Source organism: Patescibacteria group bacterium (assembly GCA_026415775.1).
GTDB lineage: Bacteria > Patescibacteriota > Minisyncoccia > UBA6257 > JAAZHW01 > SKW32.
On sequence record JAOAGL010000001.1, the window covers coordinates 424,047 to 443,388 of the forward strand.

Here is a 19,342-nt window from a genome sequence, read left to right on the forward strand (position 1 = left end):
GCTTTTTTTACTCATATATTTATGGTTGTAAAATGTCTTCTGTTCGACCATTAATAGAAATAATAACATTCTTAATGCTTTCGAATTGCTTTAACGTTTCCGATATTTGCGCTCTTATGGCCGCTACCCGACAAGAACCGCCAACTTGAAATTCTAATTGTTCGTTAAAATCAACAAAGGCCGTACCATCTTTTATATTTATCGATTGAATTTTTATATCCTTATTTAAACTAGTAAAAAATCCTTGCTTCTTTTCTGTTTCGGTCGGCCCTTTTAATAATTCTTCTAACGCCGCTTTTGCTACCGCCTGGGTTTTTATAATTCTTCTTTCAACTGGAAAAACCTTATTACAAGAAAATTCAGGGTCTAAATTGCTATTATTAAAATAGATTCTAACTATCATTGTCTCCGGAATTTTAAAATTTAAAGGAATTAAATGATATACATCCTTTTCTGGTAAGCCCGAGGGGTTGTCATTTTTTAAAAGCAAATATCCCCTTTCCGTTTCAGGAATAAAATTTATCTCTACTTCTTTATAAAATGGAACGAATTCTTCTGTCATCCAATCTCCTTTGGCTTCGATAAAACCAGAAGTCAAAGTGGCAAAATTTGAAGATAAAATATAAAATGGCGCTGTCGCTTCAAAAAACCATTTACCTCTCGCCTCCCCCTCAATAATTAATTTATCTGCGATAAAATCATTGGCCTGAGGACGAAAGACATGAATTAAATCATCGGTTTTTGATTTTTCTTCATCATTTTTTTTCCAGCCTAAAAAATACAACCCCACCAATAATATAATTGCTATTACTAAAATAAAAATTATTTTTTTATTCATATAATTACATTATAGCTATTTTTTAATAATTCTTCTAATTTGGGGGCTCAATCTAATTAATATCTCATAAGGAATAGTTTCTCCCATTTTGGCTATCTGATAACATGAATTTGCTTTATTCTGCTCTGGGGAAATTACTTCAACCTCATCTTCTATTTTTAAGCCATCAATCTCTGACACATCAACTATTGTTAAATTCATGCTTACTCGTCCTATAATTTTTAAAGGGGTATTATTAAAATAAAAATAGCCTCGATTACTCAAAAATCTTGGCACGCCTTCATAATAACCACAAGCTACCACAGCAATGCGAGTATCTTTATCAGCAATCCAAGTAAATCCATATCCAACACCTTCTCCCTTTTTAATGACTTTTATGTTCACTATCTTTGCATAAAATGACAGAATTGGTTTAATTTTTAAATTTTGTTCCGCCGAATTATCAATGCCATAAATACCTCCCCCAATCCGCGCTGAATTATTTTCTATATTTGGGAAATTATTTATTGTTGGAGTGGCTAAAAGATGGAAAAAGTGATTTTGATAATTTAAAATTTTCTTTTTATAAATTCCGATGGCCTTATTCCAATTTTCAAAATGCTGTTTGTTAAGATGTTGATTCTCGCTAGGCAAGGCCAAATGCGACATTATTCCTTCAATTTTTAAATGACGATTTCTTTGTAAAACTTCTATGGTTTTCTCTAAATCTTCAATAAAAATTCCATGGCGATGCAAACCAGTATCAACTTTAATATGAATAGTTAAAGGAAAATTAATCTGATTTTTTAAATCATTTGCTTGATCTAACGAATTAACCACCAGAATAGCATTTAATTTTTTTAAATCCTTTAAGATTAATCGCGGCACATAACCAACAATAATAACTGGTTTTTTAATATTATTATTTCTTAAAATTTTTGTCTCCATTATACTATCTACCACAAAATGGGAAATATTTTTATTCCCATCCAAAAAACCGCCTATTTCTTTAAGGCCGTGTCCATACGCATTACTTTTTAAAACTGCGGCTAAATAAGGTATTTTGAAATGGTTTTTGAAAAAAATTATATTTTCTTCTAATTGCTTACCATCAATTTCTATTCTCAGCAAATTTCTTTGCGAATCATATTTTTTAAATGAATCCCTTATTTCTCGCAATAAATTTATTAAGCGCATATTTCAATTTAATTATAAAAAATAATGAATAAAATAAAAGCCGACTTCTCGTCGGCTTTTATTTTATCTTTACCTTCTATTAAAATAACTGCATTTTCATCTGTTCTTTCAACTCTTTAATTCTATCCTGCAAATTTTTTATTTGATTCTTAATTTCCTCTCTTAAACTATTATCTTTTTGTTGATTTTGTATTTTTAATTCTTTTTTGAAAAATGGCCTGCCATCATTTCCAACCAAAATTTGCTCTGCAGTTAATTGATTAGCGACTTTATCATACTCGCCTCTTACAATAACTTTATCGCCATTTTTTAAATCAGCAAATGTGATTGTAGTTGAGGTGCTCATCGGACAATTAATTGGCGGGTAGATTTGGATGCAAGCCACGCCTTCAGTTTTGATAATCCGTGTATCATTGGTTACTGCAACATTGATAAGTTCATTTTGTTCGGTTAATAAAGAAAAACTGAAATTTCCAAGATTTTGAATTAGGCCTTTAAAAATAGTCAAATGTTTTTGCAAGGATAGGTTCCGCACTGTTTGAGCATAGATGATAAGTGGGGCCTCTTCGGTAATAAAACCGTAAACATTTACAATATCACCCACCACAAAATCATCCACGTCGCCGCTAATCCATTGGGATTTTAATATTTTTGCCTTGCTTAAATTAACCTTGTATTCGATTCCAAAAATTTTAATGGAAATTTCATTCGAACCTACAGCTGTTACTTGCGCGGCCTTAATCAAAACCTCCACTTCTCCTTTGTTTTCCACATTAGGACAACCTCCTACTAATCTACAAATAATTCTTCCTTTAATTTCGTTAATGGACAACGATTGTTTAAGATCCTTCTCGGAAATATTTTTTATATTAGGTATAATAGAAGGAGTAGGTGTGATGGTGGAGGTAGTAGTTGGTGTTGGCGTAGGAGTTAATGTTGGAGTGGGACTAGGGGTAACAGAGGGTGTGGCGGTTGGAGTTGGAGTTGACTCTTGCGCAAAAACAACATTAAAAACTAAAATAGATAGAATTGTTACGGATAGGAAAATACTTGTTTTTTTAGTCATATAATATCATTTTATTTCGCCCTTTTATATTATTCTATTATAATTATTTATTTATTATTTACAAATATTTTTAGATATTGCCAAAAAACTTAAAATGTGATATAATTAAATATATGGGTAATAAACTCCAAAAACAAATATCAAATTACCTCATTCCACAAGTGGATAATGAATTTCAACCTCATTCTTTAAGAACAAAGTCGGTGTTTTGGATTTTTATTGCCATTCTACTTTTAGAAAATTTCTTCTTTTTATTAGCTTATTATTTAATTCCTTCTTCTGATTTTCTCGCCTCGCTTATTTCTACCAGCATTGTTCAATATACCAATCAATATCGCCTAACTTCAAATGCACCCCAGTTAGTTATTAATCCTTTGCTTAACGAAGCAGCACGTCTTAAAGCCGAAGATATGGCCCAACGAGGATATTTTAGCCATAATAGTCCGGATAATATTACGCCTTGGGAATGGTTAAAAAAAGTTGGATATGATTACCTTTATGCCGGCGAGAATTTAGCTCTTAATTTTACCGATTCCCAAGAAGTAGTTGAGGCTTGGCTTAATTCAGAATCACATCGTCAAAATTTATTAAATCCTAATTTTAAAGAGATTGGCATAGGCATTGCAAAAGGCACTTATAAAAATCAACCAGCAATTTTCATTGTTCAATTTTTTGGCACACCAAAATTATTAGCACAACAAACACCAGCAACTCCATCTAATTCTAATAATTTAGTTTCATCTCCCACCCCAGCAATAAAAATTCAACCCTCACCAAAATTAACCCCTTCACCAATTGTTACTCCAACACCAGAACAAAAATTTATTACAACAACCCCTCAAGTTTTGGCTATTTCCCCCATCGCAACAACATCTGCGATGCCTAGTATTAACCCCACATCCTTCTGGGCATTAATCCTTCAAAAAGTAGTTGCCAATCCAAAAAGTTCTCTTAATTCCTTATTGGAATTCTTCGCTATCTTTATTATCATTGCTCTTTGTCTAAAAATATTTATTAAAATTGATATTCAATATCCGACACTCATTATTAATGGTGTCTTAATCTTAATCGTTATTATTTTCGCCTGTTGGTTAAATAATTATATCTTTAATCTCTGGCCGCAAATAATTTAATTGATTAGTTTTTGTTTTATAAAATAGTATTTTGACACTTCAATCATTGTTAAATTAAGAACGCCAAACATTATCAAAATTATCCATTCAATATAATTTAACGGCGTTGTTTTAAGCAACCAATTGAAAAATGGTAAATATACAGCCGAAACTAAAACCAAAAAACAACTTAATACTGTTATTATTAAATATTTGTTATTAAAAATGCTGTATTGCCAAATATTTTTGCGTAAATTTTTACAACTAAAGATAAAAAAGAAGGAATCAATAGCTAAACCCACAAACATTATAGTTCTAATTCTTTCCAGTGGATAATCAATTTTCAATAAATAATAAAATAAAAAGAAAAGAACTAAATTCGTCAACATTCCTACTATAAAAATTATAAACTTCATCTCTTTGTTCAACAATGGCAAAACAGGACTTTCTGGTTTTCTTCTCATAATGTTTTCTTCTTTTGGTTCAAAAGTCAAAGATAAAGATGGAGGAGTTGATTCAATTAAATTTTTCCAAAGAATTTGAGCTGATAAAACTGGTAGCGGCAAACCAAAAATTACTGATAAACCAATTAAAACCAACTCGGTAAAGCCACCCGTCAATAGATAAGTTAGAGTTTTTCTAATATTATCAATTATATGCCGCCCTTCTTCTACGGCTAAAATAATAATGGAAAAGCTATCATCTAGTAAAATTAAATCAGCTGATTCTTTAGCAATAGCAGTTCCCGAACCCAAAGCAACTCCAATATTTGCTTTTTTTAAAGCCAAGGCATCATTAACTCCATCACCTGTCATTGCCACAATCTCTCCTTTTTGTTGAAGAGCTTCAATAATTTTTAATTTTTGTTGCGGTTCAACGCGAGCATATAAATTAATACTTCCCACTTTCTTTAAAAAATCTTCTTCTTCCATTGTTGCCAATTCCTTGCCTTCGATGATTGCTGAATCTTTAATTTCTAATCCTATTTCTTTGGCTACTGACAAAGCTGTATTTTTATGATCACCAGTAACCAAAATTACTCTCATACCTGCCTCTTTACATTTTTTAATTGCCTCAACCACATCTTCTCTAATAGGGTCTTTAAGTGCTATGAAACCCAGAAAAATTCCTGATTTTAATAGTTGTTCTTTAAAATACGATTCGGAATTTTCTGTTTTTTGTTTTTGAAAATTTTCTAAATATTTATTTTTGTTTATTTTACAAAAAGCAACACCAACCAATCTTAAACCCTCCATCATTAAATCTTCTATTAATTTATTAATTTTTTTACGCTCACTTTCGTTTATTTTTTTAATCTGTCCATCATAAAATAAATTTTGTGAAAATTCTAATAAACGTTCTGGAGCTCCTAAATAACTAATGGCAATTTCATTTTTATCTATTTCATTAATTGCTGCTGAATATTTATATTGGGGACTAAAAGCTAATTCATCTATTCGTGGATATTTCTTCTCTAATTCATGCTTTTTTATCCCCATTTGATATCCCAACTCTACAACTGCTCTTTCTGTAGGACGACCCCTGCTTATCCATTGATGAATAGGATCATCAGGATTTTCTATAAAAGCGTCACAAGCAAGAATGGCAGTTTTTAAAATAATTAATTCAGAAGCTTCTCCATCAATATTTAAAAATTTATGCTTTTTTAGTGTATCTCCTATTAAACTCCTAGTTGGTGTGTAAATGCCCGAAACTTGCATAGTTGCTTTTGTTAAAGTTCCAGTTTTGTCTGTACAAATTACAGAGGTAGAACCCAAAACTTCAGCAGCAACAATTTTCTTAACCAATCCTCTCTTTTTAAAAATTTCCCGCATTCCAAAAGTAAAAATAACAGTCACCACCAAAGGCAAACCCTCTGGAATAGCTGCTACTGCTGTTGCAACAGAAACCGTCAACATTTCAATAAATGGTCGATTATTTATAATGCCTAAAATAAAGATGCTTAAAACAAAAATAGAAATTATTAATCCTAAAAATTTACTAAAATATTCTACTTTTCGCTGAAAAGGTGTTTTATCTTTTTCAATATCTTGAAGAATAAAACCTAAATTTCCAAATTCTGTATCTTTTCCTATAGTAGTAACAACCATTACCCCTCTGCCTTCTTCTACCAATGTTCCCATATAAGCCATATTATCTCTGTCCGCTAATGGTGTATCTTCTGGCAAACTTTCTGTAGTGCACGATTTTGCCAGCCATTCTCCAGTTAAAATAGATTCATTAATTTTCAAATTATTTGCTTCAATAATTCTACCATCAGCAGGAACGCGCTGTCCCATTTCTAAAATCACAATATCTCCTGGTACCACTTCTTCTGCTGTAATTTCTTTAATTAATCCTTCTCGTTTAACTTTAGCACTATTTTTTAAATATTTTTGCAATTGTTGAAAAATCTGATTTGTTTTTTTCTCTTGAAAAAATCCAATAAAAGAGTTGATGATTATTGTTCCAAAAATAACAATGCTATCTGTAAAATCTTTTAAAAATATAGTAATAATCCCACCAATTAATAATATATAAATTAAAGGGCTTTTAAATTGTTTCAAAAAAAGTCTTAATAAATTAGTTTTTCTATATTCTTCCAATTTATTCAAACCATAAACATCCTGTCTTTTAGCTGCTTCTTTGTCATTTAATCCCGAATTTCTTGTTTGCAAAATAGAAAAAATTTTTTCACTTTCTAGAGCATGCCAATTTATAGTTTTATTTTTGTTTTTTGTATTATTTAATAACATATTTTTATAAAATTTATTATCGCCATCATCCTCTCTTGAAAAACACTATTAAAAGACGACTGAAGAAATAAATGAAAATTTGTATTAATTCAGCATAACATTTGTTTTTCATTTCTTATTATAATTATAACAAAATAATTTCTAATTAACGAAAAACCAAAAAAATCACCCAAAAGCCACAAATTTTTCATTTGCGTTTGTATTCTAAGAGATTTTATCAAAATTTATCTAAACAATAAAAAATTGATTAGTTAATATTTTTACAAAATTTAATTTGAGAAGTAATAAACAAAAAACCAACGATTAAAAGAATTGAATTGATTAATTCCCAAATATAACTTATAGAATAACCAGCTACCGGCAAAAACCAAAATGCTGGTGGCACGCTTAACATTACAGAATAATTAAAATAATTTAAAAGCGCTCCTAATAAATTATTTACAATTAATATTATCGGGCCTATTTTTTGTATTTTTAATAAGTTTGTTTGTTTGTCGAATAAAAGACGCAGGGCAACTAATAAAATAAAAATTCTTGCTGGAAAAATGAAAATATAATACAATGTCTTCACTGGTATATAATCAGAAAATAATCCTTTGTAGGCAACAAAATAATAAAACATCACAATAAAAGCAACTACTGCCCAAGCATGCAAAAAAATAAACACACGTTTTTGACAGAGTTCGGAACATAAAGTTCTTAATACCAAAATAATAAGTATTAAAGCAATAAGATATAATGGTAAAGCAACAGCAAAAACCCAATATATTCGTTCCACAACAAATGTGAATCCCAGCAAATTAAGAGCGAAAGGCAATCGTGTCCAATAAACAAAAAACAAAACTAAAGATATGTATAAAAAAATCCTTTGTTGTTTTTGACTTTTAAGATATTTTATAAAAAAATAAACAGAAAAAGTTAAATCTAAAACAAAAGCAAGCAAAGAAAAAACAGCTAAAATTGGTTTTGCTTGTAATCCTAATAGCTGAATATTTTTTATAGCAGAAAATATTTTATACATTTTTATTATAACAGACCAATTAAAAATAAAAAATAGACCTAGGAGGTCGCTATTTGCTTAGGCCGGTTACGCCACTAGCTCCACATGGCCCAGGCGTCCATATTACAGGCCATGTTTCATCGCCTCCTTATTTAATTATATATTTTTCTAAACAAATTTCAAAGAGTTATCCACAGCCCTAATTTTCTACTTCTGATGATTTAAATCCAATTGATGTTTTTTATAGTATTTTAATTTAACACCCTCGCTAATAATAAAGTATATTGTAACCAACAAAATTACAATGATTACAAATTGAATGGGAACTTTTTGAAAATGTAAGATATCAATTCCAAAACTTGTAAAAGGTAAGAAAATAGTAACCAATGTAGCTATCAATCCTAAAAAGATTAATGGATATGATGGCTTGATTGTCTGATAAAATTTTTGCGTTGTTCGAACAGCAAAGATTAATACCAATTCCGTTAAAATGCTTTCAATAAACCATAAAGTTTGAAGGTTTTTTTCTCCCATACGATAAAAAATAGCAAAAAAAATGAAATCAAAAATGGTGCTCACAATAGCCAATCTAATAATTAAAGGTAGCGTTTTTTGCATTTGATAGCTTTTGGGTCTTTTTAATTCCTTTGTTTCTACATTATCAGTAGCAATAGCAATCATTGGAAAATCGGATAATAAATTAACTACTAAAATTTGAACGGGAAGCATCGGCAAAAAAGGAATAAATAAAGAAATAAGGGCAATGGAATAAAAATTGCCGAAATTAGAAGCTAATGTTGTTTTGATGTATTTATCTAAATTATTAAAAATTTTCCGACCATAAGAAATTCCCTCAATAATTACATTAAGATCGTTTTCCAAAAGAATAATATCAGCTATTTCACGAGAAATATCAGCAGCAGTGTTAACGGCAATAGCCACATTGGCAAGTTTTAAAGCAGGCGCATCATTAATTCCCTCCCCCAAAAATCCAACTTCATACTTTTTCTGAAGCGATTCAATAATCTTATATTTCATTTCTGGCGAAATACGAGCAAAAACATCAATCTCTTCGCAAGTTTTATCAAATTCTTCCGGAGATAATTGTTCCAATTCTTTACCAGTTCTAACCTCATTCTTATTAGAGATTAATCCAATTTGATATCCTATATATCCAGCCACCTCTCGACTATCGCCAGTAATCAGCTTAACTCTAACTCCTAATTTTTCTGCTTTAGTAATTGTTTCTTTAGCTGTCTTTTTTAACGGATCAGCAAAAATTAATAGTCCAAGTAGATTAAAATTATCCTCTGCTTCATTTATGTTTTTAAAAAATTCCCCTTCTTTTATTTCCCGATAGGCAACCGCCAAAACACGCCTTCCCTCTTCACCAGCCTCCTTAATCTTTCTTTCAAAAATTGTAAAATCAAATTTACCTTCTACAATTTTAGCGGCCTCTATTTTTACTGTTTTTTCAAAAATCTTTTCTGGAGCACCTTTTGCAATAAGAAATCGTCTGCCATCACTACTCTCAACCACAATACTGTTAATCAATCTTTTTAAATCAAAGGGGTTTTCGGCAATTAACTTAAATTCTTTCAATTGCGAAGTAAAATTGCTTGCGTGTTTTTCAACAATGGCTTTATCAAAAGCATTTTCAATATTTTTTTGTTTTTTTAATAACTCTGTAGAAAGCAATGAAAAAAGAATTGTTTTTTCTATATTATTAGCAAAAATTTCATCTAGAGTCATTTTGTTCTCCGTTAATGTCCCTGTTTTATCAGAACATAAAATTTTAATATTGCCTAAATCTTCAATGGCATTCAATCTTTTGACTACTACCTTTCGTTTTGCTAATTTTAATGCTCCCTGAGACAACGAAAAAACTACCACCGTCGGTAATGCTTCGGGGAGAATGCTAACAATTAAAGCAATACAAAAAATGAGATAATCAAATATATTTTCACAGTTAATAAAAAGACGCAAGATAAAAACAGCTGTAATAAAAAAAACGACCATTTTAATGATTAATCTTGAAAATCCTAATAATTCTTTTTCATAGAAACTTTTTTTACCAATCTCTTCCACAAGCTTAGAAATTTTTCCTACTGCTGATTCTCTAATATTATTTATAACAACCCCCTTTGCTTCCCCATTTATTATTGAAGTACCAGAGAATATAATATTTTTTGCCTCAAAAATTTCTTTTGTAGCAGAAGTCAGTGGTTTTTCGTCTTTTTCAACAGCTTTGGATTCACCTGTTAAAATACTTTCATCAATAATTAAATTTTTAGCTTCAATAATTCTTAAATCAGCCGGCGCAATATCGCCAGCAGATAAAACCACAATATCACCAGGCACCAAATATTTTTTATTAACAATCACCCTTTCCCCCTCTCTAATTACTTTAACATCATTAGGCAAAAAACTTTTTAAAACTTCTATTACTTTCTCAGCGCGATATTCTTGAACAAAACCCAAAACGACATTAATCACAACAAAAAGAAAAATAAATAAAGAATCTATTATTTCGCCAATAATTAACGAGATAGCGCCAGCAATGAATAAAAGATAAGTGAATGGCGATTTAAATTGAGAAAATAAAATATGAAACCATCTTCTTTTTTTGAAAGGAAGCTCATTAAAACCAAATTTTAATAAACGTTCGGTTACTTGTTTTTCTGTTAATCCATTAACCGAGCTCTCCAATAATCTCAAGGATTCTTCTATATTTTTATCGGTAAAATCAACAAAATTTAAATTTTTTTTCTCCATGTTGCTTACTGTCTTCTATACAGACCAACTAAATAACTTTCAGCTAAAATATGATTTCTTATTGCTGCCAAAACCTCTTCGCGCGACACGCCTTCTGGTAAATCTAAAGTTGTATCAAGCGCAAAAAGTCTAAAATAATAACGGTGAATACCATAAGGTGGACATGGACCACCATAACTTAATTTTCCAAAATCATTTTTGCCTAATTTTGCGTCAACAGGCACTGAATTTTCCTCAATTAATTTTGTTTCAGCAGGAATATTAAAAACCAACCAATGAAGAAAATTTCCCATTGGCGCATCTGGATCATCAACAATTAAAACCAAACTTTTTGTCTCTGGAGGAATTTCTTCAAAATAAAGCGGTGGATTAATATTTTCTCCATCACAAGTGTATCGCGATGGTATCGTTTCATTATTTTGAAAAGCTGGACTAAAAATTTTCATATTGGTTTGATTAACAACTTTTTGATTATTATTTTTGAAATTATAAAAAATTATCAAAATAATTCCCACCAATAAAATAATTGGCACTACAAACCAAATTTTTTTCATATTTATTTAAAAATTTTTTATCCTTTCTGATTTTCCTTTGCTTCATCAAATTTTCGCCAAGCTTCAGCTACCGCTGGTTCAACTACATCTAACTCTGCCAAAATTCTTTCTTTAATTTCAAAACTATTAACTTCATTTCTATCTACAACCGAATCAATAACAATTTTTGCTACCCTACCCACAATTTCATCAATTCTTTCTGGCGTTAAACCCGCATCAATAGCAGCTGCTCGAATAGAATTTTCAATTTTCATCGGATCAAACGGCTCTCTCTCACCTGATTTTTTAATAACAAAATTGGTCATATTTCCTTATATAAATCGACCTTTATTTTTATTATAAATCTAATAAATTGAAAATTAAAATAACATGGTTTAACGTTTTTAAACTCAAAAAATAAGCCCTCTGCGATTTTTGATTGGGGCTTTTAAATATTTTTCTTCGCCACATTCACCATCAAAAAATTTTATTTTTCAAGTCTTTTTCTTAATTGATTTATAACGGCTTTCTCCCAATATTTAAACAAAAATCTTCCAATTAATGGTTTTGCAATAATCCGAAGCCAAAATTTATGAATAAAAATTTGGTAATTATAATTAATCAAAGTTCCTTCTGGATGTTCAGAAAGCAAAAACTCTTCATGACCAGAAGTTCCAAATTTAAAACTTTCATTATCTGAAATAAATCCTCTTCCTGGCAAAATTTGAATTTTCATTTTTATTGGAAATTCTCGGCCGAGGGATTTAACTATTGCGTTAATCTCCAAATTATTTCCTTCTCGTTTTATAATTCTTACAGACGCTGCTACTTTCGGAAAATACTCTGGCCATTTTTCAAAATCGGTTATTAAATTAAAAACTTCTTCTATTGGAGCTTTAATCAGCCAGGCGGAGTGAAGGGTGAGGGTTTTCATATATGAAAATTATAATAAAAAAGTTAAACATTCACAATTTAAATTAAGATAATTCGATTTATTAACCTATTTTATTATTAGCTTAAGATCTATAAACATAATATTACATCAATAAGTGAACCCTTAAAATTAGTTGATTAAATAAACAAAAATTTTTATGAGTTTTCATTTAAGCAAATGGAATACAAAAAACGGCCATAGGGGCCGTTTTTGATTGATGCTCCGTATATTGAACGAAATCCGAACTTATTTTAAAGAAAATCCCGACGTCGAATTCTGAATGCCAGTCCGCCGAGGGCGGGCTGGCGAACCAAATCCGTCGGCTCGCGGGCAAAAAATTTCCTTCCCTAAAATCCCTCCATTTTTGCTCACTCGCCGGAAGAAAAGAAATTTAGTTATATATTAATCAAGCTCTAAATCTCCTAAAGAAGCGATCATTGGGAGCAAAATCGGCGAAATTGCTCTGCTGACAGAAAATATCTCGTCATAAACTGATAATCCATTTTTTTGTATTTCAGTCTCATTCTCTGTCTTTTTTTCGAAATGTTCGAGCAACGATATTCCTAATAATACCATCCCATATTTGAATCTTGCTTCTAATAATCGTGGGTTAATTTTAGTATTTCCTTTTATTTCTGTTCGTAAAAATACATTATCCATATTTATATAAAAATCATAACTTTTCTCCCCCGTGTCTTTAACTGCCAAAGCGTCTTCATCTTCTTTAAAGTGTCTTGACCAGTTTTCATCTTTTTTTGTTAATTCAATTATATTAGGTAAGGATAACCCAGAAGGTAGTTTTCTTGTTTCTTCCGCCTCTTCTTCTCCAGGGGGTAATCTTCTTTTCCCCTGTCCTCCGGCAGAAGGTTTTTCGGGCCCAGCTACTTTTACATAAAATTCGTTATAAAAAGGTTCAACTCTTGAATTATCTGTTGTCTCTGTTTTGAAATGCAAAATATTACCGATTTCAACATTTTCTGGAAGCGCAACTGTTAAAGTTGCTAATCCATTCCACAAATTTAAAGAAAAATCTCTTATTGTATGGTGATTAAATGAGATTGAAAATTGTCCTGGTTCTCTGTCTCGGTTAAAATATTCATTTTCTGCATCGGTTTCAAATTGAACTCTAAATCGCCTATTTATAGGAGCATTTTTTGGTTTATCCTCGGAATATTCCTTAGAAAGCTTAAAATAAGTTGGAAATCTTTTTCCCTTGAATTCTTTTTTGATTTTAGCATCTGTTAAATTAAAAGGATTACGAATCCTTACGCCTTCTAGGAACAACTTAGAAAGGGAGGGAGATTTTTTTATAATATCTTCCAGAATTTCGGCTAATGGTTTTGAATCTTTTAATTTATCCTCTATTTCTTCTCTTCTTCTTTGCTCCCTCAATGCTCTTAGACCATCATGATTTCTTATTAAATCTTCTAATTGGTTTTCTATTTCATATCTAATTGGTGTATCCCGTAACCTATCCCTGCTATTCATAAAAAGATCTTCTTGTATTCTTCTTTCAAATTTAGAGCAATCAACAATTACTAAAATACTATCAGCGAGATAGGACATACCCACAGATTTCCTATCAAAAAATGTTTGAGACAAAAAAGCATGAGCTTGACCATTTACTATAAAAACAACGCCTTCATTTCTTGTGTATTTTTCTCTTTTATCTTTTTTAAAAGCATAAACAAGTACTTTCATTTCCTGACCCTTTATTTTCATTTCGCTAGAACTAGGGAAATTCGGTTCTAGATTCTCACTTTTATCTTCATCAAGCCTCACGCCTAAACCGGACATAACAATATGGTATGAATCTGCCCGATAACCTTTTCTCCTTTCGTACATTATTATCGGTAAAGCTATATTAGGCAGCAATAAAGAGAGTCTGTAATATAAATCAAATTTAACTATAGTTTTCAATCCACCATGAAGTTGATATTCGTACAATTTAATAAAAGTGCCGTAATCAAATCTCTCGGCGTATGGTTCAGGATATTCTCCGGGTAAAAGTGGTAAATATTCGCTATCAAACATAAGAATTTCTCCATTAGGTGCTAAATATCTAAAACTCGAGCTTCTCATACCTTCTCTTGGGTCTTCTCTCCTAACAATCGTAAATCCCCATTTATTTTTTGTTTCGTCATTTTCATTTTTGGCTATTTCTGGGTCTCGTTTTGAAATGATTAATTGTAAATTATATTTTCGACTGCAAAACTGAAGCGCACCTGTCCCGCCCATATTAAATTTTCCTTGGACGAATGGTACATTGAGTTTATTCTTTTTATTCAAAGATAAAAATGTATCCGGCATTCGTTTAGGAGTTTGACCTTCTCCAAAGTCAATAATTGAATAACAGGGATTTGATTTTTCTCCCGTAGCAACCAATAGTATATTCTTTGCGAGTTCAGCTCTTTGACTTGCATCAATATTAGATAACTTTCCATCATAGATACCAAAATATTCTTTTAATGCTTCTTGAATACTTTTAGGCGCTTCAGAGCTATCCGGCTTAATACCTCGCCGTTGACACTCTCTCATTAAGACTGCGTCTACTGAATTGATTATTTTCTCTACTAATGCGGCGTCTGGACTACTTTGTTGATTTCCTATTGTAGAAAAATTATTAGGGTTTCGGTCATAATCTACCCATACATTTGGATCATTCCAAAAACCAGCTTTTTTCAGAATATTAACAACGGCTTCCTCACTTTCGGCCATTGCAAGATCAATACAAAGTTCCTTTATTTTTTGATTGGTCATATTTTATAATTTAAATTCCTTATTTTTGTTAGGAAAATGGAATTTAGCTTTTATTTCTCGTACTTTTCTCTCAATCTCTAAAAAAATTTTATTAACTTCTTCTTCCGTATAATCATAAGCACTACGATTAGCACAATTACCTAATATTTTAAGCCGTTTCAAAACCTCATTTGTTCTATAAACAGCTAATTTTTTAAATCGCTCTCTTTTTTCGGTTGGTGATGCCATATTTTTCCTAATATTTTTTACTATTATTTAATTTATTATTTCTATAATAAGGATAGCAAATCCTTATCTTATTGTCAATACCCTTATCTGTGTATAACTAAATTTCTTTTCTTCCGGCGAGTGAGCAAAAATGGAGGGATTTTAGGGAAGGAATTTTTTTGCTCGCGAGCCGAACGGGTTTTCCTGCCCGCCGCCTGTGGCGGCGGGCAAATTATCGGCTCAGACTTCGTTTCTTAGATTTGTGGATTAAATTTGGTAAATAATATAAAAAATTTAAGCAGGTGTTAATTAGTGCTCCGGTGGTAGGATTCGAACCTACAACCGTCTCCTTAACAGGGAGCCGCTCTACCGTTGAGCTACACCGGAATGCTAATTTATTTTAAAAAATAAAAACTAAAAAATCAAGAATGCGCTGACTTTCTTTTTTTGTTAAAAAGGTTTATAATGGAATTTAATATGTTCCGCTCATTATTGCAAAAAATCAAAAAACCAAAAATTTTTATTCCCCTAATCATTATCTTGATTTTTCTTGCGCTAATCGTCTATCAAATAGCGATTTCTAAAAATAAAAACAATTTTCAATTTGCCTCAGTTGAAAAAGGAAGTCTTAAAGAAATTGTTAGCACCACTGGTCGCGTGGTTTCTTCACAAAACGTTGATTTGTCATTTAAAAAATCTGGGCGAGTTGTTTATTTGAATGCGGATGTTGGAAAAAAAGTAAAAGCCTACTCCACTCTGGCCAAAATTGATTGTGCTGATTTAGAGCAAAATCTCAGGAATGCTGAAATACTTTTAGCTACCGCCCAAAATAATTTAGAAAAATTAAAATCACAATATCAACAATTACTTCGTGAAGACGCTCTTAATAAAAGCTATGAGGATGCTTTGATTATTTTAGCCAGTTTTTATCAACAAGCGCCAACAATTTTAGAAAATATCCGCGCTATTTATTTTGAAAATGATTTATCAGACGGAAGCAAAAATAATATTACATATTACTCAGATTATAATTCCAGTTTTATTTTAACGCCGGCAAAAGCTGAAACTCTTTATAATGAAATTAAAAATTTACTTACCCAAGCTATTGATAAATATCAAATCGCTCAACGTGGCAGCGGTGAAGAACGCTTCAACGCTATTGAAATCGGCTATTCGCTTTTAGTTAAAATAGCTGATTTAATTAAAACCGGACGCGATCCTATTATTTATCTTAATAATTTTCTCATTCAGAATAATTTAACACATAACAAAACTTCAACAATTACCAATCATCTCCAACAACTCACTACTTATTCTCAAACCATTGATTCTTATCTTCAAAATCTTTTAATTATTCGCAATCAAATCAACACCCAAAAAGATTTGCTTAATAATTATCCTTTTGATATCAAAAGCCAAGAATTAACTGTTAAACAATATCAAAATAATTTAGAAGATGCCCGCAATAAAGTGGCGGATTGTTATTTAACTGCTCCGTTTGATGGTGTTATTACTAAATTTGATTTGCAAATTGGTCAAATGGTTACTGCCAATATTCCTGTTGCTTCTTTAATTGCTGATAATCAATACGAGATTGAAACGCTTATTTCTGAAATTGATATTGCTAAAATTAAAGTTGGGAATAAAGCCAAAATAACTCTTGATGCTTATGGTCCCAATAAAATTTTTGAAGCGCAAGTTATTCATCTTGACCCTGCAGCAACATTAGTAGAAGGCGTGCCGACTTACAAAGCAAAATTACAATTTATTAATGTAAACAATGATGAAATAAAAGCAGGCATGTCGGCTAATATTGATATTATTACCCAAGAAAAAGAAAATGTTTTAATGATTCCCCGAAGAGCGGTAATTAGTTCAAATGGCACAAAAATGGTTCGTGTTTGGTATAAAGATGCAAAAACCATTGAAGAAAGAAAAGTAGAAACGGGTATTACCGGTGAGAATGCGATGGTTGAAATTTTAAACGGCCTCAATGAAGGCGAAATGATTATTGTTTCTGGTAAATAAATTATGATTTTAATAAAAGTTAATAATTTAGAGAAAAAATACTGTGATGATGGCACGGAAACAATTGCTTTAAAAAACATTTCTTTGGAAATAAAAAATGGTGAATTTGTCGCTATAACAGGTCCCTCTGGTTCGGGTAAATCTACCCTACTCCATATTTTAGGGTTTTTAGATAAGCCAACCGCTGGAGAATATTTGTTTGAGAATCGCTCCATTTATGATTATTCCGAAGAAGAAATGGCAAAAATTCGCAACAAAAAAATGGGGTTTGTTTTTCAGCAATTTAATCTTTTGGCTAAAACCAGCGTACTGGAAAATGTAAAATTACCTCTCGTTTACTCTGATATTCCTGAAAAAGAATGGAATAAATTGGCTTATGAGGCTTTGAGTAAGGTTGGATTAACACATCGCATTAATCATTTACCAAATCAATTATCCGGCGGCGAACAGCAAAGAGTGGCTATTGCTCGCGCCTTGGTTACCAATCCATTAGTTATTTTCGCTGATGAACCAACAGGCAATTTAGATAGTAAAGCAGGTCAACAGATTATGGCTACACTTCAACAATTAAATAATGAAGGTCATACAATTATTTTAATCACTCACGAAACCTATACCGCCAAATGCGCTGAACGAATTATTAAATTATTTGATGGAGAAATTCAATCAGACACAATTAATAACGAACGCTTTGACGCGCTTCAATTTATTAAATAAACATTATGAAATTAAAAACCCTTTCGAAAATTGCTCTTGGTGGATTAAAAACGAATCGTTCTCGTTCTCTTTTAACTATTTTAGGAATTGTTATTGGCATTACCGCCATTATGATGGTGATGTCTATTGGTCAAGGAGCGCAAAATTTAATTTTAGCTCAGATGCAGGGATTGGGTGCTAAAGTAATTGCTGTTTTGCCCGGCCGCCAACCAAAAGGCTTTATGGATATTCTTTCTATTTTTTCTGATTCATTGAAAATCAAAGATGTTGAAGCATTAAAAAATAAGAACAATGTTCCTCATTTAAATCGCATTATGCCTATTGTTTTTGGTAATGAATTGGTTTCTTTTGGTAGTCAAACCTATCGCGCTACTATTTTGGGAGTTTCTGAATATTTTAATGAAATTTATAATATCACTCTTGAAAAAGGCGAACCATTCACCGAAGATGATGTTAAAGCTTATGCGAATGTAGCAGTTATTGGTCACAAAGTTAAAGAACAATTATTTGGCGAAGATGAAACAATTGGCCAGAAGATTAAAATTAAAAATCAAGTGTTTAAAGTAGTGGGAGTAATTGGACAAAAAGGTCAGGGTACTTTCGTTAATTTTGATGATTTAATTATTATCCCCTACACCGCTGCTCAACAAAATCTTTTTGGAATTAAATATTACCATCGTATTGCTATTGAAGTAGACAAAGAAGAAAACGTTGATATTACCGTTGAAGACATAAAACAAACATTGAGAGAATCACATAATATTCTTGATCCAGAGAAAGATGATTTTTATATTCAAACCCAAAAAGAAGCCATCAAACAAACGCAAACAGTTACCAATACTTTAAAATACTTTCTAGCGGCAGTGGCAGCTATTTCTTTAATTGTCGGCGGCGTTGGTATTATGAATATAATGCTCGTTTCGGTAACGGAAAGGACCAGAGAAATTGGATTAAGAAAAGCTCTGGGTGCCACACCAAAAGAAATTCTTCTTCAATTTTTATTGGAAGCAGTATTTTTAACAATGGCTGGCGGAATTATCGGGATTATTTTTGGCGCAGCCAATTCTTTAATTTCATCTATAGTTTTAAGTAAATTACTAGCAGTTAATTGGCAATTCACTTTTCCGATTGGCGCAATGTTTTTGGGATTAATCACTTCGGCTTTGATAGGTTTAATTTTTGGTTTATATCCAGCACGAAAAGCAGCTAAAAAATCTCCGATTGAGGCCCTGCGCTACGAATAAAAATTCTTGACAAAATTATTATAAAAATTAATCTCCAATTTAGAGCCGTATGGCTTTAAAAATTTTTAATAAGGAGGTTTTTAATGAAAAAAACGAGAAAAAAAAGAATTTATTTGGAGACGGAAATGAAATGCCCAAATTGTTTAAATTTGTTACTGGAAATTGTTGATTTGCCCGTAGAAACCTGCAAAGAATC

The 19,342-nt window shown here is 31.2% G+C and carries 15 protein-coding genes, 1 tRNA gene and 1 riboswitch; of the genes, 4 read left to right on the forward strand and 12 right to left on the reverse strand.

The features are described 5' to 3' along the window. Positions 1–19 precede the first annotated feature (19 nt). From N2692_02330 to N2692_02340, 3 genes are all read right to left on the reverse strand, one after another. Positions 20–838, reverse strand: coding sequence for a GerMN domain-containing protein (locus N2692_02330; GenBank protein MCX8016115.1), 819 nt, complete (start codon positions 836–838; stop codon positions 20–22). A gap of 15 nt (positions 839–853) precedes the next feature. Continuing rightward, positions 854–2,014 (reverse strand): alanine racemase, encoded by a 1,161-nt coding sequence (gene alr, locus N2692_02335; GenBank protein MCX8016116.1) that lies wholly within the window; start codon positions 2,012–2,014, stop codon positions 854–856. A 79-nt stretch (positions 2,015–2,093) separates the two neighbouring features. Further along, entirely contained in the window at positions 2,094–3,080 is a 987-nt protein-coding gene (locus N2692_02340) for a hypothetical protein (protein MCX8016117.1), read from the reverse strand. 113 nt (positions 3,081–3,193) lie between these two features. On the opposite strand from N2692_02340, the gene N2692_02345 reads away from it, so the two are divergent. Beyond that, on the forward strand, positions 3,194–4,213 hold the full coding sequence (locus tag N2692_02345) for a CAP domain-containing protein (GenBank protein MCX8016118.1): 1,020 nt from the start codon (positions 3,194–3,196) through the stop codon (positions 4,211–4,213). On the opposite strand, the gene N2692_02350 is transcribed toward N2692_02345, so the two are convergent. The 9 genes from N2692_02350 to N2692_02390 form a co-directional block, all read right to left on the reverse strand. Further along, positions 4,210–6,948 carry an HAD-IC family P-type ATPase gene (locus N2692_02350; protein ID MCX8016119.1) on the reverse strand — a complete coding sequence of 913 codons (2,739 nt, stop codon included), beginning with the start codon at positions 6,946–6,948 and terminating at the stop codon, positions 4,210–4,212. The genes N2692_02345 and N2692_02350 overlap by 4 nt on opposite strands. 247 nt (positions 6,949–7,195) lie before the next feature. Beyond that, positions 7,196–7,969, reverse strand: coding sequence for a hypothetical protein (locus tag N2692_02355; GenBank protein ID MCX8016120.1), 774 nt, complete (start codon positions 7,967–7,969; stop codon positions 7,196–7,198). A 51-nt stretch (positions 7,970–8,020) separates the two neighbouring features. Continuing rightward, a riboswitch (cyclic di-GMP riboswitch) is annotated at positions 8,021–8,105 on the reverse strand. 50 nt (positions 8,106–8,155) lie between these two features. Further along, on the reverse strand, positions 8,156–10,723 hold the full coding sequence (locus N2692_02360; GenBank protein ID MCX8016121.1) for a cation-transporting P-type ATPase: 2,568 nt from the start codon (positions 10,721–10,723) through the stop codon (positions 8,156–8,158). 5 nt (positions 10,724–10,728) lie between these two features. After that, positions 10,729–11,277, reverse strand: a complete 549-nt coding sequence (locus tag N2692_02365; protein ID MCX8016122.1) for a YbhB/YbcL family Raf kinase inhibitor-like protein — start codon at positions 11,275–11,277, stop codon at positions 10,729–10,731. Positions 11,278–11,294: 17 nt separating this feature from the next. Then, complete coding sequence (locus N2692_02370) at positions 11,295–11,582, reverse strand: ATP cone domain-containing protein (GenBank protein MCX8016123.1); 288 nt, start codon at positions 11,580–11,582, stop codon at positions 11,295–11,297. 161 nt (positions 11,583–11,743) lie between these two features. Continuing rightward, a complete protein-coding gene (locus N2692_02375) occupies positions 11,744–12,190 on the reverse strand; it encodes a hypothetical protein (GenBank protein MCX8016124.1) in 447 nt (148 codons plus the stop codon). Between the two features lie 402 nt (positions 12,191–12,592). After that, positions 12,593–14,950 (reverse strand): hypothetical protein, encoded by a 2,358-nt coding sequence (locus N2692_02380; GenBank protein ID MCX8016125.1) that lies wholly within the window; start codon positions 14,948–14,950, stop codon positions 12,593–12,595. 3 nt (positions 14,951–14,953) lie between these two features. Then, entirely contained in the window at positions 14,954–15,178 is a 225-nt protein-coding gene (locus tag N2692_02385) for a hypothetical protein (protein MCX8016126.1), read from the reverse strand. A 294-nt stretch (positions 15,179–15,472) separates the two neighbouring features. Beyond that, positions 15,473–15,544 (reverse strand) — tRNA-Asn (locus N2692_02390). Positions 15,545–15,634: 90 nt separating this feature from the next. Here N2692_02390 and N2692_02395 point away from each other — a divergent pair. Genes N2692_02395 through N2692_02405 form a run of 3 tightly spaced genes read left to right on the forward strand, consistent with a single transcriptional unit; the run spans position 15,635 to position 19,146 of the window. Then, positions 15,635–17,185 (forward strand): efflux RND transporter periplasmic adaptor subunit, encoded by a 1,551-nt coding sequence (locus N2692_02395; GenBank protein ID MCX8016127.1) that lies wholly within the window; start codon positions 15,635–15,637, stop codon positions 17,183–17,185. Between the two features lie 3 nt (positions 17,186–17,188). After that, positions 17,189–17,902 (forward strand): ABC transporter ATP-binding protein, encoded by a 714-nt coding sequence (locus N2692_02400; protein MCX8016128.1) that lies wholly within the window; start codon positions 17,189–17,191, stop codon positions 17,900–17,902. 5 nt (positions 17,903–17,907) lie between these two features. Next, positions 17,908–19,146, forward strand: a complete 1,239-nt coding sequence (locus N2692_02405; GenBank protein MCX8016129.1) for an ABC transporter permease — start codon at positions 17,908–17,910, stop codon at positions 19,144–19,146. The last annotated feature ends 196 nt before the right edge of the window (positions 19,147–19,342 follow it).

What these genes read in the sequence shown, in the direction of transcription:
- N2692_02330 (MCX8016115.1), bottom strand. Translation starts at nt 838, where the DNA reads ATGAATAAAAAAATAATTTTTATTTTAGTAATAGCAATTATATTATTG.
- alr (MCX8016116.1), bottom strand. Translation starts at nt 2,014, where the DNA reads ATGCGCTTAATAAATTTATTGCGAGAAATAAGGGATTCATTTAAAAAA.
- N2692_02340 (MCX8016117.1), bottom strand. Translation starts at nt 3,080, where the DNA reads ATGACTAAAAAAACAAGTATTTTCCTATCCGTAACAATTCTATCTATT.
- N2692_02345 (MCX8016118.1), top strand. Translation starts at nt 3,194, where the DNA reads ATGGGTAATAAACTCCAAAAACAAATATCAAATTACCTCATTCCACAA.
- N2692_02350 (MCX8016119.1), bottom strand. Translation starts at nt 6,948, where the DNA reads ATGTTATTAAATAATACAAAAAACAAAAATAAAACTATAAATTGGCAT.
- N2692_02355 (MCX8016120.1), bottom strand. Translation starts at nt 7,969, where the DNA reads ATGTATAAAATATTTTCTGCTATAAAAAATATTCAGCTATTAGGATTA.
- N2692_02360 (MCX8016121.1), bottom strand. Translation starts at nt 10,723, where the DNA reads ATGGAGAAAAAAAATTTAAATTTTGTTGATTTTACCGATAAAAATATA.
- N2692_02365 (MCX8016122.1), bottom strand. Translation starts at nt 11,277, where the DNA reads ATGAAAAAAATTTGGTTTGTAGTGCCAATTATTTTATTGGTGGGAATT.
- N2692_02370 (MCX8016123.1), bottom strand. Translation starts at nt 11,582, where the DNA reads ATGACCAATTTTGTTATTAAAAAATCAGGTGAGAGAGAGCCGTTTGAT.
- N2692_02375 (MCX8016124.1), bottom strand. Translation starts at nt 12,190, where the DNA reads ATGAAAACCCTCACCCTTCACTCCGCCTGGCTGATTAAAGCTCCAATA.
- N2692_02380 (MCX8016125.1), bottom strand. Translation starts at nt 14,950, where the DNA reads ATGACCAATCAAAAAATAAAGGAACTTTGTATTGATCTTGCAATGGCC.
- N2692_02385 (MCX8016126.1), bottom strand. Translation starts at nt 15,178, where the DNA reads ATGGCATCACCAACCGAAAAAAGAGAGCGATTTAAAAAATTAGCTGTT.
- N2692_02395 (MCX8016127.1), top strand. Translation starts at nt 15,635, where the DNA reads ATGTTCCGCTCATTATTGCAAAAAATCAAAAAACCAAAAATTTTTATT.
- N2692_02400 (MCX8016128.1), top strand. Translation starts at nt 17,189, where the DNA reads ATGATTTTAATAAAAGTTAATAATTTAGAGAAAAAATACTGTGATGAT.
- N2692_02405 (MCX8016129.1), top strand. Translation starts at nt 17,908, where the DNA reads ATGAAATTAAAAACCCTTTCGAAAATTGCTCTTGGTGGATTAAAAACG.